General features: G+C 46.6%; 22 protein-coding genes. 13 read left to right on the top strand and 9 right to left on the bottom strand.

Annotated elements, in window-relative coordinates; all coding sequences use genetic code 11:
- Positions 1-67 precede the first annotated feature (67 nt).
- From cysT to L5M28_RS09185, 3 genes are read left to right on the top strand one after another with little or no spacing between them, the layout of a single operon-like run.
- Entirely contained in the window at positions 68-913 is an 846-nt protein-coding gene (gene cysT / locus L5M28_RS09195) for a sulfate/thiosulfate ABC transporter permease CysT (RefSeq protein ID WP_105249982.1), read from the top strand.
- 9 nt (positions 914-922) lie between these two features.
- On the top strand, positions 923-1789 hold the full coding sequence (gene cysW / locus L5M28_RS09190) for a sulfate ABC transporter permease subunit CysW (RefSeq protein WP_028759251.1): 867 nt from the start codon (positions 923-925) through the stop codon (positions 1787-1789).
- Positions 1786-2916 carry a sulfate/molybdate ABC transporter ATP-binding protein gene (locus tag L5M28_RS09185; protein ID WP_131523841.1) on the top strand — a complete coding sequence of 377 codons (1131 nt, stop codon included), beginning with the start codon at positions 1786-1788 and terminating at the stop codon, positions 2914-2916. Before cysW ends, L5M28_RS09185 begins: the two co-directional genes overlap by 4 nt.
- A 392-nt stretch (positions 2917-3308) precedes the next feature.
- Here L5M28_RS09185 and L5M28_RS09180 read toward each other — a convergent pair whose 3' ends face one another.
- From L5M28_RS09180 to L5M28_RS09165, 4 genes are all read right to left on the bottom strand, one after another.
- The gene (locus tag L5M28_RS09180) at positions 3309-3944 is read right to left on the bottom strand and encodes a DUF2625 family protein (protein WP_173246350.1); all 636 of its coding nucleotides are present in this window, start codon (positions 3942-3944) and stop codon (positions 3309-3311) included.
- A gap of 135 nt (positions 3945-4079) precedes the next feature.
- Positions 4080-5591 (bottom strand): AAA family ATPase, encoded by a 1512-nt coding sequence (locus L5M28_RS09175; RefSeq protein WP_263203163.1) that lies wholly within the window; start codon positions 5589-5591, stop codon positions 4080-4082.
- A 95-nt stretch (positions 5592-5686) separates the two neighbouring features.
- Positions 5687-6832, bottom strand: a complete 1146-nt coding sequence (locus L5M28_RS09170) for an HlyD family secretion protein (RefSeq protein WP_131523844.1) — start codon at positions 6830-6832, stop codon at positions 5687-5689.
- 1 nt (position 6833) lies between these two features.
- Positions 6834-7226, bottom strand: a complete 393-nt coding sequence (locus L5M28_RS09165) for a DUF3302 domain-containing protein (RefSeq protein ID WP_028759246.1) — start codon at positions 7224-7226, stop codon at positions 6834-6836.
- 292 nt (positions 7227-7518) lie between these two features.
- On the opposite strand from L5M28_RS09165, the gene purT reads away from it, so the two are divergent.
- The 4 genes from purT to L5M28_RS09145 all read left to right on the top strand — a co-directional run bounded on the left by purT (position 7519) and on the right by L5M28_RS09145 (position 14550).
- Positions 7519-8694, top strand: a complete 1176-nt coding sequence (gene purT, locus L5M28_RS09160) for a formate-dependent phosphoribosylglycinamide formyltransferase (RefSeq protein ID WP_263203161.1) — start codon at positions 7519-7521, stop codon at positions 8692-8694.
- Between the two features lie 249 nt (positions 8695-8943).
- Positions 8944-10668 carry an RluA family pseudouridine synthase gene (locus L5M28_RS09155; protein ID WP_263203160.1) on the top strand — a complete coding sequence of 575 codons (1725 nt, stop codon included), beginning with the start codon at positions 8944-8946 and terminating at the stop codon, positions 10666-10668.
- A gap of 143 nt (positions 10669-10811) precedes the next feature.
- Positions 10812-12278: a DUF3142 domain-containing protein gene (locus L5M28_RS09150; protein ID WP_263203158.1), complete on the top strand. Its 1467-nt coding sequence runs from the start codon at positions 10812-10814 to the stop codon at positions 12276-12278.
- Entirely contained in the window at positions 12268-14550 is a 2283-nt protein-coding gene (locus tag L5M28_RS09145; RefSeq protein ID WP_263203172.1) for a hypothetical protein, read from the top strand. Before L5M28_RS09150 ends, L5M28_RS09145 begins: the two co-directional genes overlap by 11 nt.
- Positions 14551-14618: 68 nt before the next feature.
- Here the strand turns inward: L5M28_RS09145 and L5M28_RS09140 are convergent, their stop codons facing one another.
- From L5M28_RS09140 to L5M28_RS09120, 5 genes are all read right to left on the bottom strand, one after another.
- Complete coding sequence (locus L5M28_RS09140) at positions 14619-15572, bottom strand: D-2-hydroxyacid dehydrogenase (protein WP_263203156.1); 954 nt, start codon at positions 15570-15572, stop codon at positions 14619-14621.
- A gap of 35 nt (positions 15573-15607) precedes the next feature.
- A complete protein-coding gene (locus L5M28_RS09135) occupies positions 15608-16240 on the bottom strand; it encodes a porin family protein (protein ID WP_263203155.1) in 633 nt (210 codons plus the stop codon).
- Positions 16241-16281: 41 nt separating this feature from the next.
- On the bottom strand, positions 16282-17070 hold the full coding sequence (djlA, locus tag L5M28_RS09130; RefSeq protein WP_107402465.1) for a co-chaperone DjlA: 789 nt from the start codon (positions 17068-17070) through the stop codon (positions 16282-16284).
- Positions 17071-17139: 69 nt separating this feature from the next.
- On the bottom strand, positions 17140-17817 hold the full coding sequence (gene murU, locus L5M28_RS09125; RefSeq protein WP_263203152.1) for an N-acetylmuramate alpha-1-phosphate uridylyltransferase MurU: 678 nt from the start codon (positions 17815-17817) through the stop codon (positions 17140-17142).
- Positions 17814-18899: an aminoglycoside phosphotransferase family protein gene (locus tag L5M28_RS09120; protein ID WP_263203150.1), complete on the bottom strand. Its 1086-nt coding sequence runs from the start codon at positions 18897-18899 to the stop codon at positions 17814-17816. The genes murU and L5M28_RS09120 overlap by 4 nt, the downstream gene beginning before the upstream one ends.
- Before the next feature lie 117 nt (positions 18900-19016).
- On the opposite strand from L5M28_RS09120, the gene lptD reads away from it, so the two are divergent.
- The 6 genes from lptD (at position 19017) to L5M28_RS09090 (ending at position 25951) form a co-directional block, all read left to right on the top strand.
- Positions 19017-21314, top strand: a complete 2298-nt coding sequence (gene lptD, locus L5M28_RS09115) for an LPS assembly protein LptD (protein ID WP_263195838.1) — start codon at positions 19017-19019, stop codon at positions 21312-21314.
- Positions 21315-21556: 242 nt separating this feature from the next.
- Positions 21557-22861 (top strand): peptidylprolyl isomerase SurA, encoded by a 1305-nt coding sequence (gene surA / locus L5M28_RS09110; protein WP_105249993.1) that lies wholly within the window; start codon positions 21557-21559, stop codon positions 22859-22861.
- Between the two features lie 6 nt (positions 22862-22867).
- A complete protein-coding gene (gene pdxA, locus L5M28_RS09105) occupies positions 22868-23854 on the top strand; it encodes a 4-hydroxythreonine-4-phosphate dehydrogenase PdxA (protein WP_105249994.1) in 987 nt (328 codons plus the stop codon).
- A 15-nt stretch (positions 23855-23869) separates the two neighbouring features.
- Entirely contained in the window at positions 23870-24676 is an 807-nt protein-coding gene (gene rsmA / locus L5M28_RS09100) for a 16S rRNA (adenine(1518)-N(6)/adenine(1519)-N(6))-dimethyltransferase RsmA (protein ID WP_212600376.1), read from the top strand.
- A 48-nt stretch (positions 24677-24724) separates the two neighbouring features.
- Complete coding sequence (gene apaG, locus L5M28_RS09095; protein ID WP_028761528.1) at positions 24725-25105, top strand: Co2+/Mg2+ efflux protein ApaG; 381 nt, start codon at positions 24725-24727, stop codon at positions 25103-25105.
- Positions 25106-25126: 21 nt separating this feature from the next.
- Positions 25127-25951: a symmetrical bis(5'-nucleosyl)-tetraphosphatase gene (locus L5M28_RS09090; RefSeq protein WP_263203148.1), complete on the top strand. Its 825-nt coding sequence runs from the start codon at positions 25127-25129 to the stop codon at positions 25949-25951.
- Positions 25952-25955 lie beyond the last annotated feature (4 nt).

Below are 25955 nucleotides of genomic sequence, written 5' to 3'. Positions count from 1 at the left end.
CCAACAACGAGCGAACCTTATAAATAGTATTGGTTTAACGCAATTAACCTGATCGGGTGATTATTCTGTGATTTTTAATAACGGGCGTTTACGCCATAAGCGGGTTCTTCCCGGTTTTACCATCAGCTTAGGCGTGTCCCTACTGTTTGTCAGCCTAATCCTATTATTGCCGACCACAGGCTTAATCATGCAGACCAGTTCAATGAGCTGGTCCGAATACTGGGGCGTGATTGCCGATCCCAGAGTGGTTGCCAGTTACCGAGTCACCATACTATCGGCGCTCGCGGCATCATTATTTAACTGCCTTTTCGGATTATTACTCGCATGGGTACTCGTGCGTTATGAATTTCCCGGCAAACGCATTTTAGATGCCTTGGTAGATTTGCCCTTTGCCTTGCCGACCGCCGTTGCCGGTATCACCTTAGCCACCCTTTATGCGGAAAACGGCCAAATCGGTAGTCTATTAGCTGAATGGGGCATAAAAGTCGCCTACACCCCGCTAGGCATAGTGGTCGCGATGATTTTCACCAGTATTCCCTTTGTGGTTCGTACAGTACAACCCGTTCTCGAAGAGTTATCCCACGAGGAAGAAGAAGCGGGAATGACGCTTGGCGCCTCGGATCGTTCGGTATTCTGGCGGGTTATTTTGCCCTCCCTTTGGCCAGCATTAATGATTGGAACGGCACTATCTTTTACCCGCAGTCTGGGTGAGTTTGGTGCAGTGATCTTTATCGCTGGTAATATGCCTTATATCAGTGAAATCACTTCGTTAATGATCTTTGTCCGCCTACAAGAATTTGATTTTGCAGGTGCCAGCGCCATTGCCTCAGTGGTTCTGATGACCTCGTTACTGCTATTACTGCTGATAAACCTGTGGCAGGCGCGTTATCTGCGCCGCATTCATGGACGATAAGGAGCGAATATGAACTCATTTAAACCCTTAAGAGTCGGTGAAGCGCCCCTGATCAAATGGAGCCTTATTACCCTCGCCGTGCTCTTAGGCTTACTATTGTTGCTATTGCCGTTGGTGAGTATTTTTCAGCAGGCGTTTGTCGGAGGTTGGGAGCGTTATATTGGGCACCTAACTCAACCGGATTCGCTGCATGCGATTGGTTTAACACTGATGGTGGCAGCACTCACAGTACCGATCAATTTAGTGTTCGGAATCATGCTGGCCTGGAGCGTGACTCGCTTTGAATTCCCCGGTCGCAAGTTACTGATCACGCTAATTGATATTCCATTTGCGGTCTCCCCTGTCGTCGCAGGTTTGCTCTATTTGCTGCTCTATGGCAACAGTGGCTGGCTGGGCGAATGGCTATATGAGCACGATCTGCAGATCATGTTTGCTTGGCCGGGAATACTATTAGTGACCATTTTTGTCACTTGCCCCTTTGTAGCCAGAGAACTGATCCCATTGATGCAACAACAGGGCGCATCGGAAGAAGAAGCTGCAGTGATCCTTGGAGCGTCATGGTGGCAACTCTTTCGCCGCGTGACCCTACCCAACATCAAATGGGCACTGATTTACGGTGTGATCCTCACCAATGCCAGAGCCGTAGGAGAATTTGGTGCCGTTGCTGTCGTGTCTGGCAACATTCGCGGCGAAACCAATACCTTACCTTTACATGTGCAATTATTGTACGAAGATTATCAGGCCGAAGCCGCCTTCGCGAGCGCATCATTACTGGCCCTGATCGCCCTATTTACCCTAATGTTAAAAGCCGTAGTGGAATGGCGGCAACAACGCAGTTTAACCGCCAATGACAATAAAGAGCAGAGCCAACTATGAGTATTCGTCTTACTAATATTTCCAAGAAATTTGGCCAATTTCAGGCGCTTTCCCCACTTAATCTCGATATTCAAGAAGGGGAAATGATTGGTCTGCTGGGACCATCAGGTTCAGGTAAAACCACACTGCTGCGGATTATTGCCGGTCTTGAAGGAGCCGATAGCGGCCAAATTCAATTCGGCAATCGAGATGTCACCCAAGTGCATGTGCGTGAAAGACGCGTGGGTTTTGTGTTTCAAAACTACGCGCTGTTTCGCCATATGACGGTCGCCGATAACGTCGCCTTTGGACTCGAAGTCATGCCGAAAAAACAAAGGCCTTCGGCGGCAGAAATTCATAAGCGAGTGACACAACTGCTAGAAACAGTACAACTAGGCCATCTCGCACAGCGCTATCCAGAACAACTCTCGGGAGGACAAAAACAGCGCATTGCATTGGCCCGCGCACTGGCGACCCAACCAGAAGTCTTGCTACTGGATGAACCCTTTGGCGCCTTAGATGCTAAAGTGCGTAAAGAACTACGCCGCTGGCTACGCAGCCTGCATGATGAATTGAAATTCACCAGCGTGTTTGTGACCCACGATCAGGATGAGGCGCTTGAGCTCTCAGATAGAGTGGTAGTGATGAGCAATGGTCATATAGAGCAGATTAATACACCTGCTGAGCTATACTCACACCCCAATAGTCGCTTTGTGTTTGATTTTCTTGGTAACGTCAATGTCTTTGAAGCCAGTTGGCAACAAAAACGTTGGGAAAATGGTCAAGCATTTTTAACACCTCCAGAACAGCAAACCCTGCAGCAAGATGGTGTTCTCTATGTACGCAGTCACGAATTAGCGCTGTCAAATAAGCCCAATAGTCAGGCCAATTTGCCGTTCAATATTGTCGCCATGACCCCAATCGGCGCCGAAGTTAGATTGGAATTAGCCCCACATGGCTGGCATAGCGAAGAACTGTGGGAAGCCAAATTTACCCACCATAATCTGCAGGAACTCGGGTTGCAAAAAGGCAGTGTAGTTTACGCTACCCCAAGAACAGCTTACTTCTTTGGTGCGCAGGGTGAGAGTTCACCGACGCGTCTAAGTTGGCCATTCCTGACTCCGGGCAGTCTCGCCTTTGATATCTAATGTCATCATGATAGGAATAAGCAGCATTAGCGGTACCACAGGGAGTGGATACCGCTAAGATTCAAACCATTTAAAGAGATATTGTCACGCCAACACTAAAGCACTCATTAGGCATTGCCGCGACAGCTTTTGGTGATAGCGACAGCTTTGATTTTTGATGCAAGCGGTAACGAGAAAGCCCAAGATATCGCCAAAAACGTCAGCTAGATCTTGGTGCTGTCCCCTCCGAAGAAGTGATTAATCATGGATGGCATATACAGCCCAGCATATACAGCCCATCCATGTTGAATCAATAGAGCTGATAAGCAGATTTACATCTAACAATCAATATATTAGATGTTTATAACAAATAATTATTGCAGAAGTACTCATAAAATCAGCGGGTAAACGAATTAACTAACCGAGGTTAATAATTCCAATTTCAGCCTATACATTTCATCAACTGACACCACTTTCACGCTGCTTATTTCAATAGAACCTTCTTTCGCCCATAAAAATGGATAAAAGCTCAGGCATTTATCTGTAGCTATCTGTGAATAGGTTTTTTGAAAGCGCTCTTTACCTAAACTCGCATAAAACTCATTGATTCTCTTTGTAGCTGACCATTGAAAAAAATCTGTGAACCCGATTTCTAACCCTTCCCAATGAATTGAGTCTGGCGACCAATAGTATATATTCCCAACATCTGCGCCTAAACCGCCACCGTTGATAGCAAAAAATCCACCAACTACGTCATTAGCCACTAAAAGATAATGTGCACTTCTATTCCAATCAGTAAGGTTTCTAGACAATCTTTCATGTCCAGAGCCGAAAAATCGAATCCATCCATTGTCGATCAAAATCCCACCGGTTTCGTAGGCAATAGCCCCTAATACCGAACGAGTCGATACCTGAAGGGATTCAAGTACTTCAACCCGATCCTTTGAAGGCGGCAGTATCTCTACACAATGCTCAGCACCAGCAACCACTTCATTGACTACTTTTATGCCAGAGTCTTCGATATCAATCAGTTCATATATACTTTTCAATCTCTTATCCTTGTATCACTAATATCCAGTAAAACGACTCACCATTCATAACGGTACCTTGGGAATCTCGAAAATAACTAAGCCAATATAGCGTTTAAAAATGCTAGTTAGCACTCATGGTACCAAGCAAAAATCTTACTCATGGGCATTCACGGTTCGGCCTGCGGCCCATTGTCGTAGCGCATTGATTTTATCGCTCATGACCACAGATAAAGGCCGTGTCTTACTAAGTTCTTCAAGTAATAGCACTTGGTCGACACTGCACTCGACACTTCTTGCGGTATACATGGCAGCAATAACTGCTTGTTCGATTTCGGCGCCGGAAAATCCTTGGCTACGCGCCGATAACTGGGCGAGATCTAAGCTCGCCACATCGATTCCACGGCGCTTACAGTGGATTAAGAAGATGGCTTTGCGTATAGCTTCGTCGGGTAAATCGACAAAAAAGATTTCATCCATCCTGCCCTTTCGCATCAACTCTGGCGGCAGAACTTGAATATCATTAGCGGTAGCCACCACAAACACTTCAGATTTACGCTCCGCCATCCAAGTGAGTAAGGTGCCGAGGATCCGCGTCGAGGTGCCCTCATCGCTGCTACTCCCGCTTAAGCCTTTTTCAATTTCATCTATCCAAAGCACACAGGGCGACATCATGTCAGCCAGATCCAGTGCATTACGCAGGTTCTTCTCGGTTTCGCCTATGTATTTGTTATATAAGGCTGCCATATCGAGCCTAAGCAAAGGTCGTTGCCAAACGCCCGCAACCGCCTTAGCCGCGAGGCTCTTACCACTGCCCTGAACGCCCAGCAGTAAAATCCCCTTGGGCGCATCGAGCGCTTTGACGTGCTGAACTGGAGTCGGCTGGCCGCCTTGGTCAATGGCGCTGACAGCCAATATGGGCGAGCGCTGCTTGAGCCATTTTTTAAGATTATGTAGTCCTGCGACCTGTGAAAAATCACTGGTGTCGTATTCAAATTGCAGCACACCATTAAGATCGAGTAGCTGAAACTTGGCTTTATTGATGGCGTCGATATCTGACAAGGTAATAGCACCGTCATTGACTATGGCTTTGCGTACGAGACGACGGGCATCGTCTAAAGTCACGCCCCGCAGATTATCGGCTAATTTGACCACAGCATCATCATCGACCTGTAGCGGCGTACCTTGGTGACGAATTTTATCAACTTCAAGATAAATCAGATTTTGCAATTGCACTGTACTTGGCAAAGTTAAGTGAAAATAAGCGCAATAACGTTTGATTTCAGGCGGGATTTCAAAGGCATGGCTCACCAGCACTAATGTGTGTTGCAGCGTCTCGTACTCAAGGGCGATTTCTTTAAGCAAACGGACATTCTTAGGTGCATCAATCACAAAGGGATGGAAGTCGCACAGCACATAAATCCCCTGCTGTGAGGTTGATTTAATTTGCCCGAGTAGATCGGTTGGCTCACTATTAAACTTTTGCGCCGCCAAGGGCTTATCGACCCGTGCTAGGCCTTGGGTGATGCTCCATGTAAACACAGGTTGATAGAGCACACTGGCGACCCGCTTAAGCAGCTCAACCACGCGATATTCTTCATAGGTTTCAATCACTACAATTGGCGTATTGGAGCGCAGCACTGAGGTTAAATCGTGAATATCTTGCATGCTTTCAAATTCCTTTTTATTCACCCCAAAATGTGTCACAAAAAAGTCCAGCGAACTGGACTTGATACAACAGACAAAAGTTAACCGATTAAGGGTTAATGTCCATCAAAAAACAAGTAATTCAGCCAACCTTGCATCCTCAGCAATACTTTACGCATCACAGCGACATGATGGAAATGTTCAGTATAAATTGCAACCTGCCCAGAAACACCCGCAGGAAATTGCTTACGGATGGCATCATCTTCGATATCAATCAGCACAATCACGCGACCATTTTGAAATAAACGAGCCGATGACTGCAGCGCGCCGCCCATTTGAACTTCACCTTCAGCCATAGCGGGTAATATTTTCGCCACTTTCCCCTTAAAGATTTGTCCTGGAGCGGCATCCAATATCACTTCAGCTTCATCACCTTCCTGCAAACGCATTAACGAGTTTTGCCAGAATGCCCCCGCAAAGTAGCGTTGCTCGTCGGGAATAAAGCTCATTACTGGACGTAATGGTAAAGGCACTGCCATCGCTCCCGCACGAAGTGCCATTTGCGTTACCACACCATCTGCAGGTGCCCGCACGACTGTCTGTTCTAAATCGTAGAGTGCACTGGCTAAATCAGCTTGCAAGCCAGCCACTTTGGTATTAACACCATCAATATTAGATTCATAGGCCAGCCTGACACGCAGTTCTTCAGCATTCGCGACGGTCAGTTGTGCCTCTGAGGCTAAGTACAATTGACGCCTATTATCGAGTTCCAGTTCAGTAAAAGGCGAATTCGCGCCCCCTTTCTTGCGGCCTAACTCATAACGCTCGAAGGCAGATTTATTACGGTCTTTATCGGCCCTAGCGCGCTCTACATTAGCCTTAGCCGACTCCCACGCCGCGGCGAGTTGTGGCACTTGGAGCTCTGCTTCCATCAAAGCTGCGCGTTTACGTTTAACAACGGCCTCGAAGGGAATAGGATCGAGACGAAATAACACATCCCCTTGTTTAACAGGCATATTAGGCTGCACTTCCACCGAAGTCACTAAGCCTTTTACTGCGGGTGTGATAGGGATAGTGACAAAATATTCACGGGCAAAACGAGAATAAGGATGGTTGTAATTCATCACGAGCAATAAGGTACCAATAATGAACACCCCACCCAGCACTGCGGTGGGAACCGTCCATTTGTTCATCGGAATTTTAAAGACTTTAAAGATAGCAATACACACGGCCGCATAGGTGAGTATGAGTAATAAATCCATGTTATACCTCAACTTTGTCTGTTTTTATCGCATCCACAGCAGGCGCTATATTCATGGGAGTTATTTGCTCTAACTGTTCAAGCCGAGTCTGAAGCCCTCTGACCGTCTCGCGCAATGAATTCACATCCTCCTCTAAAACTAATTCTCGCTTCATTACAGTATTGAACCCCCAACCGCGATCTTCACGGTATAAAGTCGCCCAGATCCATAAAAATGGCCAAATAGCATGTAGGGTGAATAGACTCACCCACCCGGCGATATGCAATGCATCTTGCTGGGGATGATTACGTTTTTTGGCTATTTCATAGGGGATATCATGAATGGCAATGACACCATAAAACATAATAATGATGACAAAAAACAAAATACCTAACGCAAAGTAATCTAAGAACATCTGCATCTCCTTGTATTAATAATATGTATTCCATCCCAAAGATTAGTGGATGGTCTCCAAACATGCCACCAACATGAAATTAACATGACACTAACATTTGAGTTTGCTCTCAACCTCAGCCCCAATATTAACCAAAGATATGCTGTTTCGTTTTTGCCCCCAGTGATCCGGGACACACTTGTCGATTTACTCCATGATCCTAAAGCCTGTTCAGGCTAAACTAGCCACATCATTGCGGCATAGAACGCAAGCATAAAACCCATCATCCCTACAATCTCAAAGGTACCCACACATGATAGGCACTCCCTACACTGAGGGCGCACGACGCGCCATGTTGCTCGGCTGCGGTGAACTTGGCAAAGAAGTGGCCATTGAACTGCAACGCTTAGGCGTTGAAGTGATTGGCGTTGACCGTTACGCCAACGCCCCCGCCATGCAAGTCGCGCATCGCTCCCATGTGATCAATATGCTCGATGCCAACGCCCTGCGTGCGGTTATCGAGTTAGAAAAACCGCACTTAGTCATCCCAGAGATTGAAGCCATCGCCACCCAAACCTTAGTGGACATGGAAGCCGAAGGGGTAAATATTATCCCGACTGCTCGGGCAACAAAGCTCACTATGGACAGGGAAGGTATTCGTCGCCTCGCCGCTGAAACCTTAGGTTTACCAACCTCGCCATATTTTTTCTGTGATACCGAAACCGAATTTAATCAAGCGATTAGTGAAATTGGCGTGCCCTGTGTGGTGAAGCCAGTCATGAGTTCCTCGGGCAAAGGCCAAAGCGTTATTCGCGATATCGCCCTCAGCCATAAAGCATGGCAATACGCCCAAGAAGGCGGACGCGCCGGCGGCGGTCGCGTGATAGTCGAAGGCTTTATTCCCTTCGATTATGAAATCACCCTGTTAACCATCAGCGCAGTCAACGGCATTCATTTTTGTGCGCCCATTGGCCACAGGCAAGAAGATGGCGATTATCGCGAGTCATGGCAGCCACAAGCCATGTCCGATGAAGTGTTAGCAAAATCCCAAGCGATTGCGAGCAAAGTCATCGAAGCCCTTGGCGGTTATGGACTATTTGGCGTAGAACTGTTTGTTAAAGGCAATGAAGTGTATTTCTCTGAAGTCTCGCCAAGACCACATGACACAGGCTTAGTCACACTCATCAGCCAAGATTTATCGGAATTTGCCCTGCATGTTAGAGCGATTCTCGGCCTGCCGATTCCCAATATCCATCAGCATGGTCCAAGTGCCTCGGCGGTGATTTTGGCCGAAGGCACCTCAAGCAATATCCGCTATCAAGGGATTGGTGCGGCATTAGAAGCGGTCAATACTCAGCTTAGATTATTCGCCAAACCCGATATTGATGGTCGCCGCCGTTTAGGTGTCGCGCTTGCCCGTGATATCGATATCGACAGCGCAATCAGCAAAGCACTCGATAGCGCCAGTAAAGTGAAAGTCATCTTTTAAGCGGGTTTAACCGTTTAAAATTGGCTTTAAGTACAAGCTACATATCAAAGGGAAATGCGCTTTAATGCCATTTCCCTTTTTCAACACAGAGCCGCACCAATAAAAAGTGACAGCCCAAAATCGACAGTCCCAAATCGACAGAGTAAACTAACGCCCTTTCTTGATAGCCCTCATCTAAGTTGTGGCTTAACCCAGATAATTAACTCCGATAATTAACCCAGATAAGTAAAACCAACAGTAGACCCCAATATGCATCTTCAGCCTTCTTGCTTTACCTCTTTCACACAAGCCATTGATGCCTATGCCCTACCGCAGCGTTTTACCTTTCCTTTCTATTACGAACCGCACCCACTGTGCATGATCGCTGCCAACGAATTACAACGCCACCTAGAGACTCAAAACGATTGGCAACATAACTTTGGCCTCACGGGGGAGTTAACGGGTGCCATTGGTAAAATGTTTGGTGTGCTTTTAGTGCAAGACCCGCAGGGGAAAGTGGGCTATTTGTCGGCATTTTCGGGCAAGTTAGCTGAGCAAAACCATTGGCCACGCTTCGTTCCACCTGTGTTTGATATGCTGGCTAAGGACAATTTTTTCCACGCCGAAAATCTACAAATCAACCAAATTAACGAGCAGCTACTTGCAGTAGAAAATCACCCCGATATTCCTCGGCTATCGAGCGAACTCAACGCTGAGCAAGCTCAAGCACAAGCCAAGCTTGCCGCCCACAGGCAAGTGATGATTGACGGCCGTCAATCCCGCAAGACGCAGCGCAATCAACTCGCAGTGCAATGGGCTGCCAATCCAACTGATGAGACTTTACGTGAAAATACTGTAATCGAAGCTAAACTCAGCCAAGAAAGCATTAACGAAAAGAATCAGTTAAGAGATATTAAACGCTATTGGGATGAACGTATCCATGCCATCAGCCAAGCGTTAACTCTGCTCACTGATAAGCGTGACGCATTAAGACTACAGCGTAAACAGCTCTCGGCGGCGCTGCAGCAAAAGCTGTTTGAGCAGTATCGTTTTTTGAATATTCGCGGCGCAGAAAAAAGCCTTAACGGCATATTTAACGGGACGGTTGAGTTAACACCGCCCGCAGGCTCAGGGGAATGTGCCGCCCCTAAGTTGCTACATTACGCCTTTAAACACGGTCTTAAACCATTGGCGATTGCCGAATTTTGGTGGGGGGCGCCGCCAAAATCAGAAATTCGCCAACATAAGCAGTTTTATCCTGCCTGTCTGCGCAAATGCCAGCCTATCTTGGGGCATATGCTCGAAGGGCTTGTTGTCGATGATAATCCGCTGCTGACGAACCCCGCCGAAGGCAAAACCTTAAACATCCTCTACCAAGACGAGGCGATGGCGATTGTGAACAAACCCGCCGAATTTTTATCAGTGCCCGGCAAAGAAATTGAAGACTCAGTGTATTCGCGCATGCGGCAAACGTTTCCCAATTCCACTGGACCACTTATCGTCCACAGGCTCGATATGTCGACCTCGGGATTAATGGTGATCGCATTGACAAAAGACGCCCATAAACAGCTGCAAAAACAGTTTATCCAGCGCACTGTAACTAAACGTTATGTGGCACTTTTAGCAGGGATCCCTACAGCAATGGCAGATAAGCAGGCAGCCGGACAAATCTCTTTACCCCTACGTGGCGATTTAGACGATAGACCGAGACAACTCGTTTGCCATGAGTTTGGCAAAGCGGCCCAAACCTATTGGGAATTAAGCCATATCGATGAAATGGCACGTACAGCCCGCGTATATCTATCCCCAAAAACGGGCCGAACCCATCAACTCAGAGTTCACTGCGCCCACTCAGAAGGGCTAAATACGCCCATTGTAGGTGACGATCTGTACGGCACTCGCGCCAATCGCCTGCATCTGCATGCAGATTTATTGATGCTTCAACATCCCGTCACCCGTGAACAGATGCGCTTTCAAGTCGATCCTGATTTTTGAGATCTGAGTTCTGATATTGATTAACAAGGCACCAAAAGGAAAACCAAGCTTAGTGGGCATTATCAGAAGTTTGACCGCGATGTATAAGTGGCATTTTTCGGGCATAGTAATGCCTCACTCAAAACGGAATCGACAGCGGTAGTATGGGCATAGGCAATCTGGTTAAAAACATAAACCGAAATCAATGGTTCTTATTTGCTTTGTTGAGCGCCACCGTATTTATGAGCGCCTGTCAGCCAGCATCGAACGCTAATGAAACCACGGCTAGCCCAAATACCAGTGTCGCAGTAAAAGCCGCTACAGAAGCAACAACGCTTCGAGCGCCACTTTCGCAGGAAGTCTATATCTGGCAGCGCCAATGGCGCCCCGCCAATCAAACGGCATTAGTGCAAAGCCAAGGTGCATTCCAAGGATTACGTATTTTAGCGCTGCAAGCGCATCCAAAACCCAATGGCGCAGACATTTGGTTTGAAGTTGCGGTCAATCATGCTTGGTTGCAGGCGGATCCTAGGCCAAAAATTGCCGTGATTCGCTTAGATGGTCAGTTCGTGCATTTAAATGATGAACAAGTGATCAATAAAATCAGCCAAGTACTGACAGATTGGCAGGCAAAAGGCACGCACATCGCGGGGGTTGAAATCGACCACGACAGTGCCAACAGTAAACTGCCAGCCTATCGGGATTTTCTTAAAAAGCTTAAAGCGCAGTTACCCGCAGAACTCAAACTCAGCATTACTGCACTGCCCGCTTGGCTCAGTAGCGCCGATTTTCCCGTGTTACTCACCAGTATTGATGAACTCGTGCTACAAATTCACAGCGTAAGCGATCCACGCCTCGGACTATTCGATGCGACTCAAGGTTGGCAGTGGGTGCAGCAACTGTCAAATATCAGCACTGTGCCTTACCTTATTGCGCTCCCCGCCTATGGTTCGGCGGTCATCATTACAGCTTCAGGTTATAAAGTTGAAAGTGAAACACCGCTGCGCGATCAACTCAAATCAGTCAATGTAGTACAGGAACTGATGGCCGATCCTCTAGTATTACAAGCCTTTGTGCAAAAACTACACACACAAAAAGATGCCAAACTCAGAGGCATTATCTGGTTTAGGCTGCCGCTGGAAGGGGATAAAAGGGTTTGGCCACTCAACACCTTAATCGCCGTTGCACAGCAAGGTGAACTTGCCGCCAAGATTGAATTAGTGATCTCAAGCGATAATAAGGCCACAACCCAAACGACATTAACCGCTGAAAATAAGCCAAAAAATCTGGAAATCCACAAGCCACAGCTATTCCAACTGAGCTTAATGAATCACGGTAATATTGCAGGTGAAATTCCTCCTCTTTTGTCGCTAGCGGGACAAGCTTGCAGCGGGTATGATGCGCAAAATGGCTATAGCGTAATGCAAAAAGATGGGCTGTTAACGTGGCAATGGCGAGCTGAGAATACAGCAGCGTTGACACCAACCAAAACAGTTTCACGCACTGCAATCATGCCTATGCCGCAATCAAACAGAGACATTCAAACACACATGCTCAACCCTGGCGGCCAAAAAGTGATAGGCTGGGCACGTTGTGAGTCATTATATTTACAGGGAATTTATGCGCCATAAGCCAAAACTATCGTTTACCATGGCAACACCCAATCGGGCTTTTATGCTTAAAAAGACCACGCTCATTTGTTTAAGCTTATTTTCCCCTATGCTATTGGCCTGCGGCCCCGATTTTCCTTTGCAACTCACTCAGGATAGGCAGAGCAATCTCAGTTATTTACCGCAAACCTCTTTCAGCCAGCAGCTCACCGCCCTCGCAAAACCTTTGCCTTGGCAGTATCAAGATGCACCCGCTGCACAAGAATATCTCTGGGATGAAGTGCATAGCCGTTATCTTTCACAAACTCGCGCCTTTGAAAACAGCGAGTTAAGTGACGCCCATTTGGCCTTAGTAAACACCCTGCGGGATGCAACTGGCCCCATTGAAGCCGAGCAAATGGCCGCTAAGTTAGACAAAGATCTACCACAAGCGCTAACTTGGTACACCTTAGGTGCCGTAGCGTTTGAAGCAAAAGATTATGAGAGGGCGAGTAACTATTTCAGCAAAATCATTAAATTACCACAAAGTGAACGCGCATCTCGTAGCCTGTGGGCACTCTATTCGCTGTCGCGTATTGAGCTTATCTTAAGCAAGACTTCGGCTGATCCTGAACATTTTAATCGTGCCAATGCTTACCTAACACAATTACAAAGCGAAGTCGCACAAGGCGCCGCCGATCCCCTTCGTTTGAGTTTAGCGAGCTTAGGTGAGCAAGCCTATATCCTGCTACACCAAGGCCAGCCGCTCCCGCAATTGACCAATCAAGCTACAGGTGAAACTGAGTCAGAGCTGCAAATGACTCTCACCCCTGATGCACTGAATAAAGCTATTGAGCTCTACGCCACCCAATCAGTACAGGGCGATAGCGGCGGTTATGATTCCTTATTGATGTTAAGCCGCACTTTGATGGGTAAAGAGATTGCTGAACTTAAGCCGCTACTGCAACAGGCGAGCGTGCAGCAGTTATTGATTGCCTATTGGCAAAGCAGCACTAATGAATTTGCCTATAATGGCCAGCTTTCAGAAATGGGATTAAAGGTTGCTGAGCTCCTTAAAGTATTTCCAACCGATGGCTTACAGCTCAACCATGGCGATAAATTAGCGGCGATTTATTACCAGTTAGGGGATTATGCCAGTGCTGAGCGCCTATTAACGCTAGCGAAACCGAGCGGCCTCACTTGGTGGCTCAACGCAAAATTAATGCTACAAAAGGGCGATCAAGCAGAAGCGGCCAAGGCATATGCTCAGGCAGCGCGTCACTTCCCTGAGCAACTCAATAAGATCTCGGCCACAGTTGACGCTAAAGAAACTCAGCAACAAGCCATTAATGCCGATGAAGATACAGCCACTTACTGCCGTATTCGTGCCGAGCAAGGAGTGTTGTCACTAGAGCGTGGCGAATATGTCGATGCGCTCAATCACTTACTCGCCAGCGGTGATGAGTACTGGCAAGACATCGCCTATGTGGCGGAGCGCGTGCTCACCACGGCTGAACTTAAGTTATTTATCGACGAACATGTGCCATTTATCGCCTTTGAATACCCTAAAGACAGCGACTGGTACGATAATATTGAGCCAATTAACAACCGCTTGCGCTACTTGTTAGGTCGCAGGCTATTACGCGAAGGCGCGATAGCTGAAGCACCGGTTTACTTTCCTAATCCTAAACTTAATGCCAGCGCCCTTGCCTACGGCACAGAGTTGAATGCAGCGAAAAAAACAAAAGGCATTGATAGCGCGAAAGCCTATTGGGCTGTTGCCGAACTTGCCCGCCACCAAGGCATGGAACTCTTAGGGTTTGAATTAGCCCCGGATTACACTATTTACCAAGGTGTGTTCGATCTAAGTGATTGGAATGAACCGAGCAAACTGGCTGAGAAAGAACAGCTGCGGATCAGTGCCAGCCAAGCAATCCCCGATAAACGCTTCCATTATCGCTACACGGCGGCGGAACTAGCCAACAAGGCATCGGATCATGTGCCCCACAACAGCCAAGCCTATGCAGCGCTACTCTGCCAAGCCACAGGTTGGGTATTATATCGAGATCAAGAACTTGCCCTGCGTTACTACAAAAAATACGTCGCCAACGGCCCCTTTGTGCCTTGGGCCGAGAACTTTGGTTTGCAGTGTGAAGCGCCCGATTTTGACGGTGCAGTAAAACGAGCGCAGGCGAATGAAATGGCAGAATGGAACGCCCTGTACCACAAGCTGAAAAAGCCCGTCGTATTTGGCGTATTAGCCCTCACAGGCTTATTGGGTGTGTGGTGGATGCGTAGAAGAAAAACTCAATAATAAATAACCATTTACGTCTTTCTCTCTCAACATCGATATGATGAAAAGAGAGGAAGACGCATACCGCTTTACTTGTTCACGCAGTTAATCACTTCCCCCTTCAAATAACCGTTCAAATTCGCCACTGCGATATTGAGTAGACTTTGCCTTGCTTCCTTCGTCGCCCACGCATTATGCGGGCTGATGCTGATATTAGGCGCATGCAGTAAGGGATTATCTGCAGTGGGCGGCTCAGTCGATAACACATCCACGCCGGCAAATAACTTGCCTTGAGCCAGCGCAGCAGCAAGCGCGGCTTCATCAATTAATCCACCGCGCGCTGTATTAATCAGCAGCGCATTAAGCTTCATCAAGGCGAGGGTTTGTTGATTGATAAATTGCTCAGTTTCTGGAGTAAGCGGACAATGGAGCGAAATAATATCTGATTCGCTAAGCACAGTATCACGTTGCGCCCACGTCACGCCTTGGGGTAAATCCTTGATGATTGAACGAGTATTGACAAGAACTTTCATCCCGAATGCGAGGGCGAGCGTTCCCACCTGCTGACCGATATCGCCATAACCTATTAAGCCTAAAGTCTTGCCTTTTAAAGATTGCAACGGCATTAAAGTAAAACAAAAATCTTGGCAGTTCACCCACTGGCCATCGACCACAGCTTGATGATGGGCGGCCACGGCTTGGGTGTGATGCAGAATATGGGCAAACACCATTTGCGCAACGGCATCAGGCGCATAAGCGGGCACATTAGTGACCACTATACCTTGCGCTTTAGCTGCCGCGATATCGACAACGTTCGTGCCCGTGGCCAATACGCCTATGTATTTGAGACTAGGAAGTTGCGCTAGCGTCTTTGCAGTCAACGGCGTTTTATTGGTGAGAATGACTTCAGCACCTTGGGCTCGCGCGACAATATCAGCGCCACTCGTACGGGAAAAACACGCAAACTCGCCTAATTCATTTAAGGATTGCCAGCAGAGATCGCCAGGATTTAAGGTTTCACCATCAAGTACGACTATTTTCATGCCACTAAATCTCCTTTTAAGACGATGCGTTAGATCTAAAAACTGACTTTGAGCCCAAGGTTAGCCTGAGCCTGCCACATCACATCCGACGTAATATGCCATAGGCATTCATCTTCATTGCAAAACAGCGAAGTGTCACTGTTGATAAAAGTCGCATAACCCCGAATATCCGCAAACAGGCCAAAGTGTGGCGTCACTTGATACTCTACCCCGCCACCAATTCCCATGGAGAAACGCGTTTCGCTCGACCAACCGCTAGGCAGCATGCGGGTGATCCCCGCGCTGGCGGTGACATAGGGCAGGATATCGCCACGGGGGAAATATAAAGTGCCACCCAAGTGGATGTAATCTAAATCTAACGAGGTAAGAAAGTCTGGCGTAAACAAGCCGCCACTTTTCAGTTCAGAGGCTTGATGACTATATAAAAGATAAATATTACCGGGATCATTGGTGCCAATACCCACCATCAAACCGTAATGACTCGACTCCTCAACCTTCACATCGGCCTTATCACCAGTTTGATCTGTGTTGACCTCATATTGATTCACATCAAATTGACCGCCCCCCAGACTATAACCACCAAAAGGAGCGATAAACACCTCGGCCTGCGTAGACATAGCCACAGGTAACAAACTCGCCAACAGCAACAAACGGTAAGTGTTTTTCATAATGAATTCCTTATCTTTTACAAAAACCAATTTTATCAAGGCTAACGCATACCGCGCTCAGACTTGACTCTGTCATAGGCTGCTTGAATATCCTGAGCCTTACGATTAGCTAACTCCATCATTTCCGGTGGCAACCCTTTCGCCACTAACTTATCGGGATGATGTTCATTCATCAATTTACGGTAAGCCCGTTTAACTTCTTGGTCGCTAGCTTCGTTCGTAATGCCAAGTAAACTGTAGGCATCAGTAATCGATGTTTTATTGCCACTCGATGTTTGATGGAAACGAAACTCCGCCTGCCAGCGTTTAAGTAATTCATCTAACTGCGCTCGACCATAACCTAACTCTTGAGCAATCGTCATCAAGATAGCGTGCTCAGCAGGATCCAATTCACCATCAGACAGTGCCGTTTGGATCTGGATTTCGATGAACATCTGCACTAACTCTTTGCGTCCCATCGTAATAACACGGAAAGCTTGTAAGCTGCTGCGCAGATCAAAATCCGCCGATTTACCCTCACGAAATGCCTGTTGCGCCTCTTTACGGGCTTCTCCCGTTAAACGCATTTGATCCATTAATAAGGTCGCAATGCGAATATCGGTTTCGGTAACATGTCCTGATGCTTTCGCCACATGCCCCATTACTGCAAATGTGGTATTAAAGAAAATGGCTTGGCGATTCTTAGCCTGCCCTAAAACCTGTCGAAAACCCACGCCCGATGCTGCACGCTTATCGTAAAGATGACCGAGCCACAAACCTAGCAGTGCACCAAAAATACGGCCGAACATAAAGCCAATGACAAATCCAAAAAACTTACCCCAAAGCCGCATCTTATTTCCTGATTTCTATTATGTATTTGATGCACTAGCTTAATCCTATGGATATGCCAGCACCGAAATTTACTTGTTACTTTGTAACCTTAGTTCAAGCGCTTGCAATCGTGCAATGGTACCGACATCACACCAAAATCCATTAAACAAGGCACCACTAACTCTGTCTTGAGCCATTTGCGATCGGAGCAACGGACCCAGTGCAAAGGCGCCCTGCGGCGTGTCATGAAATAGCGCAGGGTGATAAATGCCCATGCCCGAAAACGTGTGCTTAACATCGCCACGCTCCTGCACTTGATGACCATTCAAAGCAAAATCGCCATTTGGATGCTGCTCAGGATTAGGCACTAACCATAAGTGAGCGAGCCTATCCGCAGCCAGTTGCGTGATTGACGGTAAAGCATCAATAAACACATCACCATTAATCACTAAAAAAGGTTCGTCACTTCCGTCCTCACACAATAAAGGCAAAGCGCGTTTAATGCCGCCGCCGGTTTCAAGCGCACTCTCTTCTGCGCTATACCGAATGCGCACCCCAAAAGTGCTGCCATCGCCCAGTGCTTCGACTAACTTATGCCCTAGCCAAGCATGGTTGATGACGATATCGACTATGCCTATCGCGGCAAGTTTTTCAATATGATAAACAATCAGCGGCTTACCTAACACTGGCACCATAGGTTTAGGCAAACTATCCGTTAACGGCCGTAACCTTTCCCCTCGTCCAGCGGCCAAGATCATGGCTTTCATTGCTTAACCTCAGATGAAGACTGACTCACAGTAAACGCAGGTAACACACGACGAGTTAACCAGTGTGCAAATGGCACGAGTTCGGGATACTGCAGCGAAATGTCGACAATATACGTTAATGTCAGTGGAATATCCGCCATATACGCAGTTTTACTATCGCGATAGTTTAACCGTGCAAAAATCCCCACCGCCTTAATGTGGCGCTGTAAGCCCATGAGATCAAACCAAGTTTGATATTGCTCAAAAGGAGTCTGTGCGGGAATAAAACCAAGCGCTAATGCTTGCTGATAATGATACCGCATCAAGTCTGCAACTAACGGCTGCGGCCAACGAATATAACAATCGCGTAGTAGTGATACCGCATCGTAAGTCACAGGACCAACGACGGCATCCTGAAAATCAATCACGCACAGCTTGTCCGCTTGCAGCATAAGATTACGGCTATGGAAATCCCTATGCATTCCCACACTAGGTTGAGACAGCGCATTGCCGACGAGGCGATCAAAAGTATCATTCAGCAACTGCAACTCTGCCGCGTCCAAAGACAAATTAAGATGTGTTCCTAACAGCCACTCAGTAAAAATGTGTAATTCACGGCGCACAAAGGCTTCATCGTAGTTAGGTAATGCCTGAACTAAACCGCTATCAAGATTCTTGCACTCAATCACAGCGGCCACTTGCGGTAATAAATCGAGCGCCTGACGGTAAAACCCTTCCACATTTTGTACCGTCAATACAGATAAGAGTTGGGTATCGCCCAAATCACTCATCAACATAAAACCCAAATCGGCATCGGCGTGGATTACTTTTGGAACTGTCAGTCCCACGGCTGAATAAGCATTCGACAGTGCAATAAAGGGGGCGATAGGCACTAACTGAGGCGGTGAATCAGCGGCGATAAAGGTAGCATCAGGCATCGAAATCCGAAAGTAACGCCTAAAACTTGCGTCTCCGGAAATCAACACAGGCATCACCTCACAGGAAAAATAAGCATTCAGCCACTGATTAAGGGAAAGAAATCTCGGATCGGATAAAGTCATTTCATGGCTCTTAAAGAAAAATTGCTTTATTATAGCTGGCATAGAATTTGGAAACAGCTAAGAAATTGAGAGATTTATTAAGCGATGTTGCGTTTGTCAATTGCAACTTTCCCCATCCATACTTGTCCAGAATAAGAAATCATAATTACTGACCTAAAGATGCAGATCCGATACCTTCTGGCCCTGAGCCTGTTACCGCAATTAGTCCTGGCAGACGACTCTCTAACCGCTTCGGCATCCCAATGCTTAATCGAACCGCCAGTACCCCGTATCGTATCTCAAACCCAAGGGATGAGTGCGGCTGAACTCAACAAAATTCGTATTGCGTCTGATAACACCAATGCCGAAATGGGGAAGCAGGCGATTTTCCGTGGCGATGTGGTTTTTAGCCAAGGCGATAGGCACATAGCTGCCGATGAGGCGATTTTAGATCAAGCTACTGAACAGTTTGATGCCAATGGTAATTTAGTCTTTCAAGACAGTAACTTCACCGTTACAGCCGAATCCTTACAAGCTCAAATGCGGACAAACCGTGCCACCCTTAAAGGCGCACAATATTGGATCCATGGCCAACAAGTTCACGGTGATGCCGAAAAACTGCAAATTACTATCAATAACAATTTAATTTTAACGAATACCAACTTCACTACTTGCCCTCCTGACAATGTGTCTTGGCTACTCGAGGCCGAAAAGATCAAGATCAACAGTGAAGAAGAATGGGGCGAAATTTGGAATGCCAAACTAAGAATTGGCGGTGTACCTGTATTCTATATTCCCTACATGACAGTCCCCGTTTCAGACAAACGTAAATCTGGCTTTCTCTACCCTAGTTTTAGCACTAGCACTACTGATGGTGTCGAAATTTCCGCACCCTATTATTGGAATATTGCCCCAGAGTACGATTTAACATTTACACCTAGCTATATGTCAAACCGTGGTTTATTCACTAAAACAGAGTTTGGTTATCTGGCGGGTGAGGCCCAAAATGGCCGAGTCAATTTAGAATATCTAGGCAATGACCAATTGATCGATGGTAGCCCGAATCGCTACTTATATAACTGGCAGCATCAAGGGGCGATCGACAAAAATTGGCGTGTATTAGCGAATTTTACCGATGTATCAGATAACAATTATTTCAATGACTTAAAGTCAGATGTTAACCGTGCAACCGATAACCAGTTATCACGCATAGGTGAAATCAGCTACTTCGAAAGTAACTGGGATCTAAGCACCCGAGTACAAGATATTAAAGTACTGGGTGAGGATGAAAAACCATATCAAGTCATGCCTCAGGTTAACTTTAACTATCGTGCCGCTGATTTTTGGAACAATTTAGATTTTGGTTTTAATTCAGAGCTAACGAATTTTGCCCATCAGGACAACAATGTTAATACGGCGACTCGTTTGTACATGTCACCAAGCGTAACTCTGCCAATACATGGGCCTTCAGGCTCGCTCACCAGTCAAGTTAAGTTGATGCAGACCAATTATTGGCAGCATAACGAAGATCCAGACATAGTTGTTGACGACACAGTGAATCGCACCATCCCGCAGGTACGGATTAATGGTCAAATCAACTTCGAACGTTTTACTGAGCTTTTCGATCAAAACTACCGCCAAACGCTCGAGCCACAATTTCAATATCTTTATGTCGGCTACGAAGATCAACGCAACATAGGCATTTATGATACGGCTCAATTACAGGACGACTACTTTGGTCTATTCCGTGATCGTCGCTTCTCGGGTCTGGATCGGATTTCCGATGCAAATCAAGTCACTCTAGGTGTTACTACACGCCTGTTTGATAGTCACAACCAAGAAGCCACTAAATTCAGCCTAGGACAAATTTTTTACCTGCAAGACAGTAAAGTCGGTTACGAAGACAGTATTTTTGAGTCTAATCAATCAACTTCAGTACTTGCTGCAGAGTTAGATACCCGCTTGTCCCATGATTGGTATATGGGGGCTGCGATTCAGTACGATACCAACACCAGTGACAATAAAAAATCTGAAGTCACCTTAGATTTCAGACCTGAAGCGAATAAATTACTGCAATTTAGCTATCGCTATGTCCCTGATTTATTGAACTCAAATACCAATGATACAGTGAACATCTCCCAAGCGGGCGTTCGTGGCGCTTGGCCAATCAGTGACGATCTCTACTTTGTTGGTAATTGGTATTATGACCTTAACGAAAGTCGCAGTATTGAAACTTACACAGGTATCCAATACGAATCATGCTGTTACGCAGTAAGACTTAGTTATCATTATCGCATTAAAACCAACTATGACGACAATATAGGTTCTGCCACAATTGATCCTCGTGAGCAGTTTGATAGTGGTGTCTACCTGAACTTAATCATTAAGGGACTCGGTGGTTCTGGCCCATTAGGCGTATCCGATATGCTCAATGACGGCCTGTTTAACTACAGAAAACCGCTTTATCTGAGGAATTAGCAAAGAATTGTGATAGATTGCTGAACCTCAACAAGGACTCAGAGTCCAAACAGATTAATGAGTGCTTTACCGTTCACCTTTTGCTAAAGCGAATAAAAGCGGATCTTAAGGTCTAACCTTGCACTCAAATGCGTCGCCAAAAAATTACATTAGGGCAACTCACTGTAATTTCGATATAAATGGTAAAGTTATTTCAATTAAGCCGTCGAACCTGACCTTAGAACGTGCCAAGGATTTTGTGGATGAAACCCAGTAAACATCTGATTTTTGCTTTATTTGCACTCGCGATCAGCCAACCTACATTGGCCGCACCCCAGCCGCTCGACCGCGTTGCAGTCCAAATTAACGACGGCATAGTGCTCGAAAGTGAAATCACTAACATGATTGACACTGTTAAAGCGAATGCCAAAGCAGCAAACCAATCATTACCTTCTGACAGTGCCCTGCGTACTCAGGTGATTGAGCGTTTAATCTTAACTCGCCTACAATTGCAAATGGCCAGTCGTATAGGGCTGAATATTGGTGACTTACAACTAGACCAAGCGATTGAAAACATCGCGCGCGAACAAAAAATGTCTGTCGCGCAGATGCAACAAAAAATTGAAAGCGAAGGTTTAAGTTTCAGCCAATACCGCGAACAATTGCGCGAAGAAATCACTCTAGGTGAAATTCAACGTATTCAAGTACAACGCCGTATTCAAGTATCACCACAGGAAATTACTAGCCTAGTCAAACTCATCCAAGAACAAGGGATGAAAGATGTGGAATACCAAATTGGCCATATCCTGATTGACGTGCCTAATAACCCCACCAGTGAACAACTCGAAGCATCAAGCAAACGCGCCAATATCGTATTAGAACGTTTGAAGAGTGGTGAGGATTTCCGTCGTACCGCTATCGCTTCTTCTTCAGGTCCTAAGGCACTCGAAGGCGGTATTTGGGATTATATGAACATCAACGAAATGCCAACTCTGTTCGCCGAAGTGATTAACGGTGCGAAAATGGGTGACATTATCGGCCCGATTAAGAGTGGTGCAGGTTTCCATATTATTAAGATCATGGATGCTCGCGGCCTACAAACCAAAGAAATCGAAGAAGTTAGAGCGCGCCACATTTTGCTCAAGCCATCGCCGATCCTGTCAGAAGACCGCGCTAAAGCCATGCTTGAGCAATTCCTGAAGCAAATCCGCTCAGGTGAAGCTAAGTTTGAAGACCTAGCGCGTCAGTACTCAGAAGACCCTGGTTCGGCAACAAAAGGTGGTGAATTAGGTTGGGCAGAACCAAGCATTTACGTACCTGAGTTTGCTCAAACGCTCAACAGTTTGAAAAACGACCAAATTAGTGAGCCATTCCGTACGACTCACGGTTGGCATATCACTCAGTTAGAAGAACGCAGAAAAACCGACGCCACGGATCAGTTCAATAGCAACCGTGCGCACCAGTTGATCTTCCGTCGCAAATTTAACGAAGAACTGCAAAACTGGCTAGACGAAATGCGTTCAGACGCATACATTGAAATCTTCCAGCCAGAGACCAATCGAGGTTAATTCTAATTGAGCACTAAACGTATTGCCGTTACCCCAGGCGAACCCGCAGGTATTGGCCCCGATTTAGTCGTACAACTCGCTCAGCAGGCTTGGCCTGCTGAGTTAGTCGTTTGTGCGGATCCAGAATTACTTGCGAGCCGCGCGAAACGACTCGGTTTGCAAGTGACTTTCCGCCCTTACCAGCCAAATCAAGCTCCTAAACCGCAAGAAGCGGGCACATTAACCATAGCGCCCTTTAAGTTAGTGAGCGAATCGATTTGTGGTCAGCTCGATGAGCAAAACAGCACTTATGTAGTTGAAACCTTGCGTTATGCGGGCGAAAAAAACATGAGCGGCGAGTTTGATGCTGTCGTGACAGGCCCCGTGCATAAAGGCATTATCAATCAAGCAGGTATTTCCTTTAGTGGCCATACTGAGTTTTTTGCCCATCAAGCAAATTGCCCCGATGTAGTGATGATGCTGGCAACGCCGGGTTTGCAAGTGGCACTCGTGACCACCCATATTCCTCTGGCCTATGTTGCAAAAGCCATAACACGCCAACGCTTACAGCATATTATCAAGATTCTACATGCCGATCTCATCAGCAAATTTGGCATAGTTTCACCGAAAATTTATGTCTGTGGTCTCAATCCACACGCAGGTGAAGACGGCCATTTAGGGCGTGAAGAAATCGACGTGATTATTCCTGCACTCAACGAGTTGAGAGAAGAGTTCCAGATGAATATTGTCGGCCCATTACCGGCCGATACTCTGTTCCAACCTAAATATTTACAGGACGCCGATGTCGTCTTGGCCATGTACCATGACCAAGGACTTCCCGTTCTCAAGTCACAAGGATTTGGCAAATCGGTAAACATCACCTTAGGTTTACCTTATATTCGTACCTCGGTTGACCACGGTACGGCGCTCGATCTCGCGGGTACAGGCAAGGCCGATATTGGCAGTTTTGTCTGTGCTCTGAATAAAGCCATTGAGTTATCCTCAAAGAACTAAACGATTACATTATTAATGAGCAACAAAGTACATTTAGGCCACACGGCCAGAAAGCGTTTCGGACAAAACTTCCTTACCGACGGCAATGTGATTGACCGCATTGTGGGTGCGATTGCACCCGATAATCACCATGTGATGGTCGAAATCGGCCCTGGCCTTGGTGCCTTAACTGAACCTGTAGCCGATGCTGTGGATAATCTGACTGTTGTCGAACTCGACCGCGATCTGGTTGAACGCTTACATCAACACCCAGTCCTTAAAGATAAACTGACCATCCACCAAGGTGATGCACTGCAGTTTGATTTTGGCCAACTGAGTGTGCCCGGCAAAAAAATGAAAGTGTTCGGTAACTTACCTTACAACATTTCAACGCCGCTGATGTTCCACCTGTTCGAATTTGCCGAACAGATTGAAACCATGCACTTTATGCTACAAAAAGAAGTGGTACTGCGTTTATCGGCAAGCCCAGGCTGTAAAGCCTATGGCCGTTTAACGGTCATGGCACAATACTTCTGCCAAGTGGTTCCGGTTCTCGAAGTACCGCCCCACAGCTTTACCCCTGCGCCTAAAGTGGACTCAGCAGTCGTACGCTTATTGCCATACGCCGTAAAGCCGTTCCCTTGTAAAGATGTGACCGTACTACGCCACCTTTGTACCACCGCATTCAACATGCGTCGTAAGACTCTGCGTAATAACTTAAAGCACATGTTATCTGACGATGAGTTCGAGCAGTTAGGGATTGACTCAAGTCAACGCCCAGAACAGATTAGCGTGCAGCAGTATGTTGCTATGGCTAACATGGTTTGCGATAAGAAAGCATAAATATGTCAGGGCACTTAGATGCCCTTAGACCAGAGCCTAGGAACAAGAATGAGCGCATTGGACACCTCCATTCGGGTCGAAGTCAAAACTGAGTATATAGAGCAGCAGTCATCGCCCGAGGATGAAAAGTACCTCTTCAGTTACACCATCACTATCATCAATTTAGGTGAGCAAGCGGCTAAACTTGAAACTCGTCACTGGATAATCACTGATGCCAATGGCAACACCAGTGAAGTCCAAGGTGCCGGTGTTGTCGGTGAAACGCCAACCATAGCGCCGAATACTGCCTATCAATACACTAGTGGTACTGTGCTCGATACGCCACTTGGCATAATGCACGGCACTTATGGTATGGTCAGCGAATCGGGTGAGCGTTTTCAGGCGACAATCCGTCCCTTCCGTTTAGCGACCCCAGGCTTACTACATTAATATCGTTAGGAAAGGGGTACTGTGGCGCATTATTTTGTTGGTGATATTCAAGGCTGTTTCGCTGAGTTACAAAAATTACTAGCTAAGGTCGATTTTAATCCTTCCCGCGATGAACTCTGGGCTGTAGGTGATCTTGTTGCACGCGGACCTGACTCCTTAGCTACCCTACGTTTTTTTCGCTCTTTAGGTGATTCCGCTAAAACGGTTTTGGGTAACCACGATCTCCATCTAATGGCATTACACGGTAAGCTCAAGCGCGCTAAACCCAGCGATAATCTCACTGAAATTCTAGAATCCCCCGATATCTCAGCCTCAATTGACTGGCTGAGACAACAACCTCTTATGCGTGAATTACCTGAACACCAACTCATTATGAGTCATGCGGGTGTACCACCTCAGTGGTCGCTGGAGGTATTAAGAGAAGAATCCGCACTCGTCAGTTGCGCCCTCAAGCACGATGATTATCTTGAGACATTAATAAGCCAAATGTATTCAGATACCGCCGAACAATGGGATCCAAGTGCAATTGGCATAGAACGCTTACGTTATTGCATCAATGCATTAACACGCATGCGCTATCTTTATGTCGATGGCCGACTTGATTTTGATTGCAAACAACCTCCTGAAAACTGTACTAATCCACAACTCAAACCTTGGTTTGAGTTTGCTTCGCCGCTACGCCAGAGTCATACCTTAGTATTTGGCCATTGGGCTGCGCTGATGGGCAAAGTCGACGATACTAAATTAAAGGCTTTAGATACAGGCTGTTGCTGGGGTGAGCACTTAACCTTATGGCATCTTGAAAAAGACCAAAAAATTACGCAAAAAAAGTTAAAAAAGAGTTAAACTA

It is taken from the genome of Shewanella sp. SW32, from assembly GCF_025653365.1.
In the GTDB taxonomy this organism is placed as follows: domain Bacteria; phylum Pseudomonadota; class Gammaproteobacteria; order Enterobacterales; family Shewanellaceae; genus Shewanella; species Shewanella oncorhynchi.
This window is presented reverse-complemented; position numbering and strand designations above follow the sequence as displayed.

Coding starts and splice junctions, on each gene's coding strand:
- L5M28_RS09135 (WP_263203155.1), bottom strand. CDS start 16,240: ATGAAAAACACTTACCGTTTGTTGCTGTTGGCGAGTTTGTTACCTGTG.
- lptD (WP_263195838.1), top strand. CDS start 19,017: ATGCAGATCCGATACCTTCTGGCCCTGAGCCTGTTACCGCAATTAGTC.
- L5M28_RS09185 (WP_131523841.1), top strand. CDS start 1,786: ATGAGTATTCGTCTTACTAATATTTCCAAGAAATTTGGCCAATTTCAG.
- purT (WP_263203161.1), top strand. CDS start 7,519: ATGATAGGCACTCCCTACACTGAGGGCGCACGACGCGCCATGTTGCTC.
- L5M28_RS09150 (WP_263203158.1), top strand. CDS start 10,812: ATGGGCATAGGCAATCTGGTTAAAAACATAAACCGAAATCAATGGTTC.
- rsmA (WP_212600376.1), top strand. CDS start 23,870: ATGAGCAACAAAGTACATTTAGGCCACACGGCCAGAAAGCGTTTCGGA.
- apaG (WP_028761528.1), top strand. CDS start 24,725: ATGAGCGCATTGGACACCTCCATTCGGGTCGAAGTCAAAACTGAGTAT.
- L5M28_RS09170 (WP_131523844.1), bottom strand. CDS start 6,832: ATGGATTTATTACTCATACTCACCTATGCGGCCGTGTGTATTGCTATC.
- L5M28_RS09165 (WP_028759246.1), bottom strand. CDS start 7,226: ATGTTCTTAGATTACTTTGCGTTAGGTATTTTGTTTTTTGTCATCATT.
- murU (WP_263203152.1), bottom strand. CDS start 17,817: ATGAAAGCCATGATCTTGGCCGCTGGACGAGGGGAAAGGTTACGGCCG.
- L5M28_RS09175 (WP_263203163.1), bottom strand. CDS start 5,591: ATGCAAGATATTCACGATTTAACCTCAGTGCTGCGCTCCAATACGCCA.
- cysW (WP_028759251.1), top strand. CDS start 923: ATGAACTCATTTAAACCCTTAAGAGTCGGTGAAGCGCCCCTGATCAAA.
- djlA (WP_107402465.1), bottom strand. CDS start 17,070: ATGCGGCTTTGGGGTAAGTTTTTTGGATTTGTCATTGGCTTTATGTTC.
- L5M28_RS09155 (WP_263203160.1), top strand. CDS start 8,944: ATGCATCTTCAGCCTTCTTGCTTTACCTCTTTCACACAAGCCATTGAT.
- L5M28_RS09145 (WP_263203172.1), top strand. CDS start 12,268: ATGCGCCATAAGCCAAAACTATCGTTTACCATGGCAACACCCAATCGG.
- L5M28_RS09140 (WP_263203156.1), bottom strand. CDS start 15,572: ATGAAAATAGTCGTACTTGATGGTGAAACCTTAAATCCTGGCGATCTC.
- surA (WP_105249993.1), top strand. CDS start 21,557: ATGAAACCCAGTAAACATCTGATTTTTGCTTTATTTGCACTCGCGATC.
- L5M28_RS09120 (WP_263203150.1), bottom strand. CDS start 18,899: ATGCCAGCTATAATAAAGCAATTTTTCTTTAAGAGCCATGAAATGACT.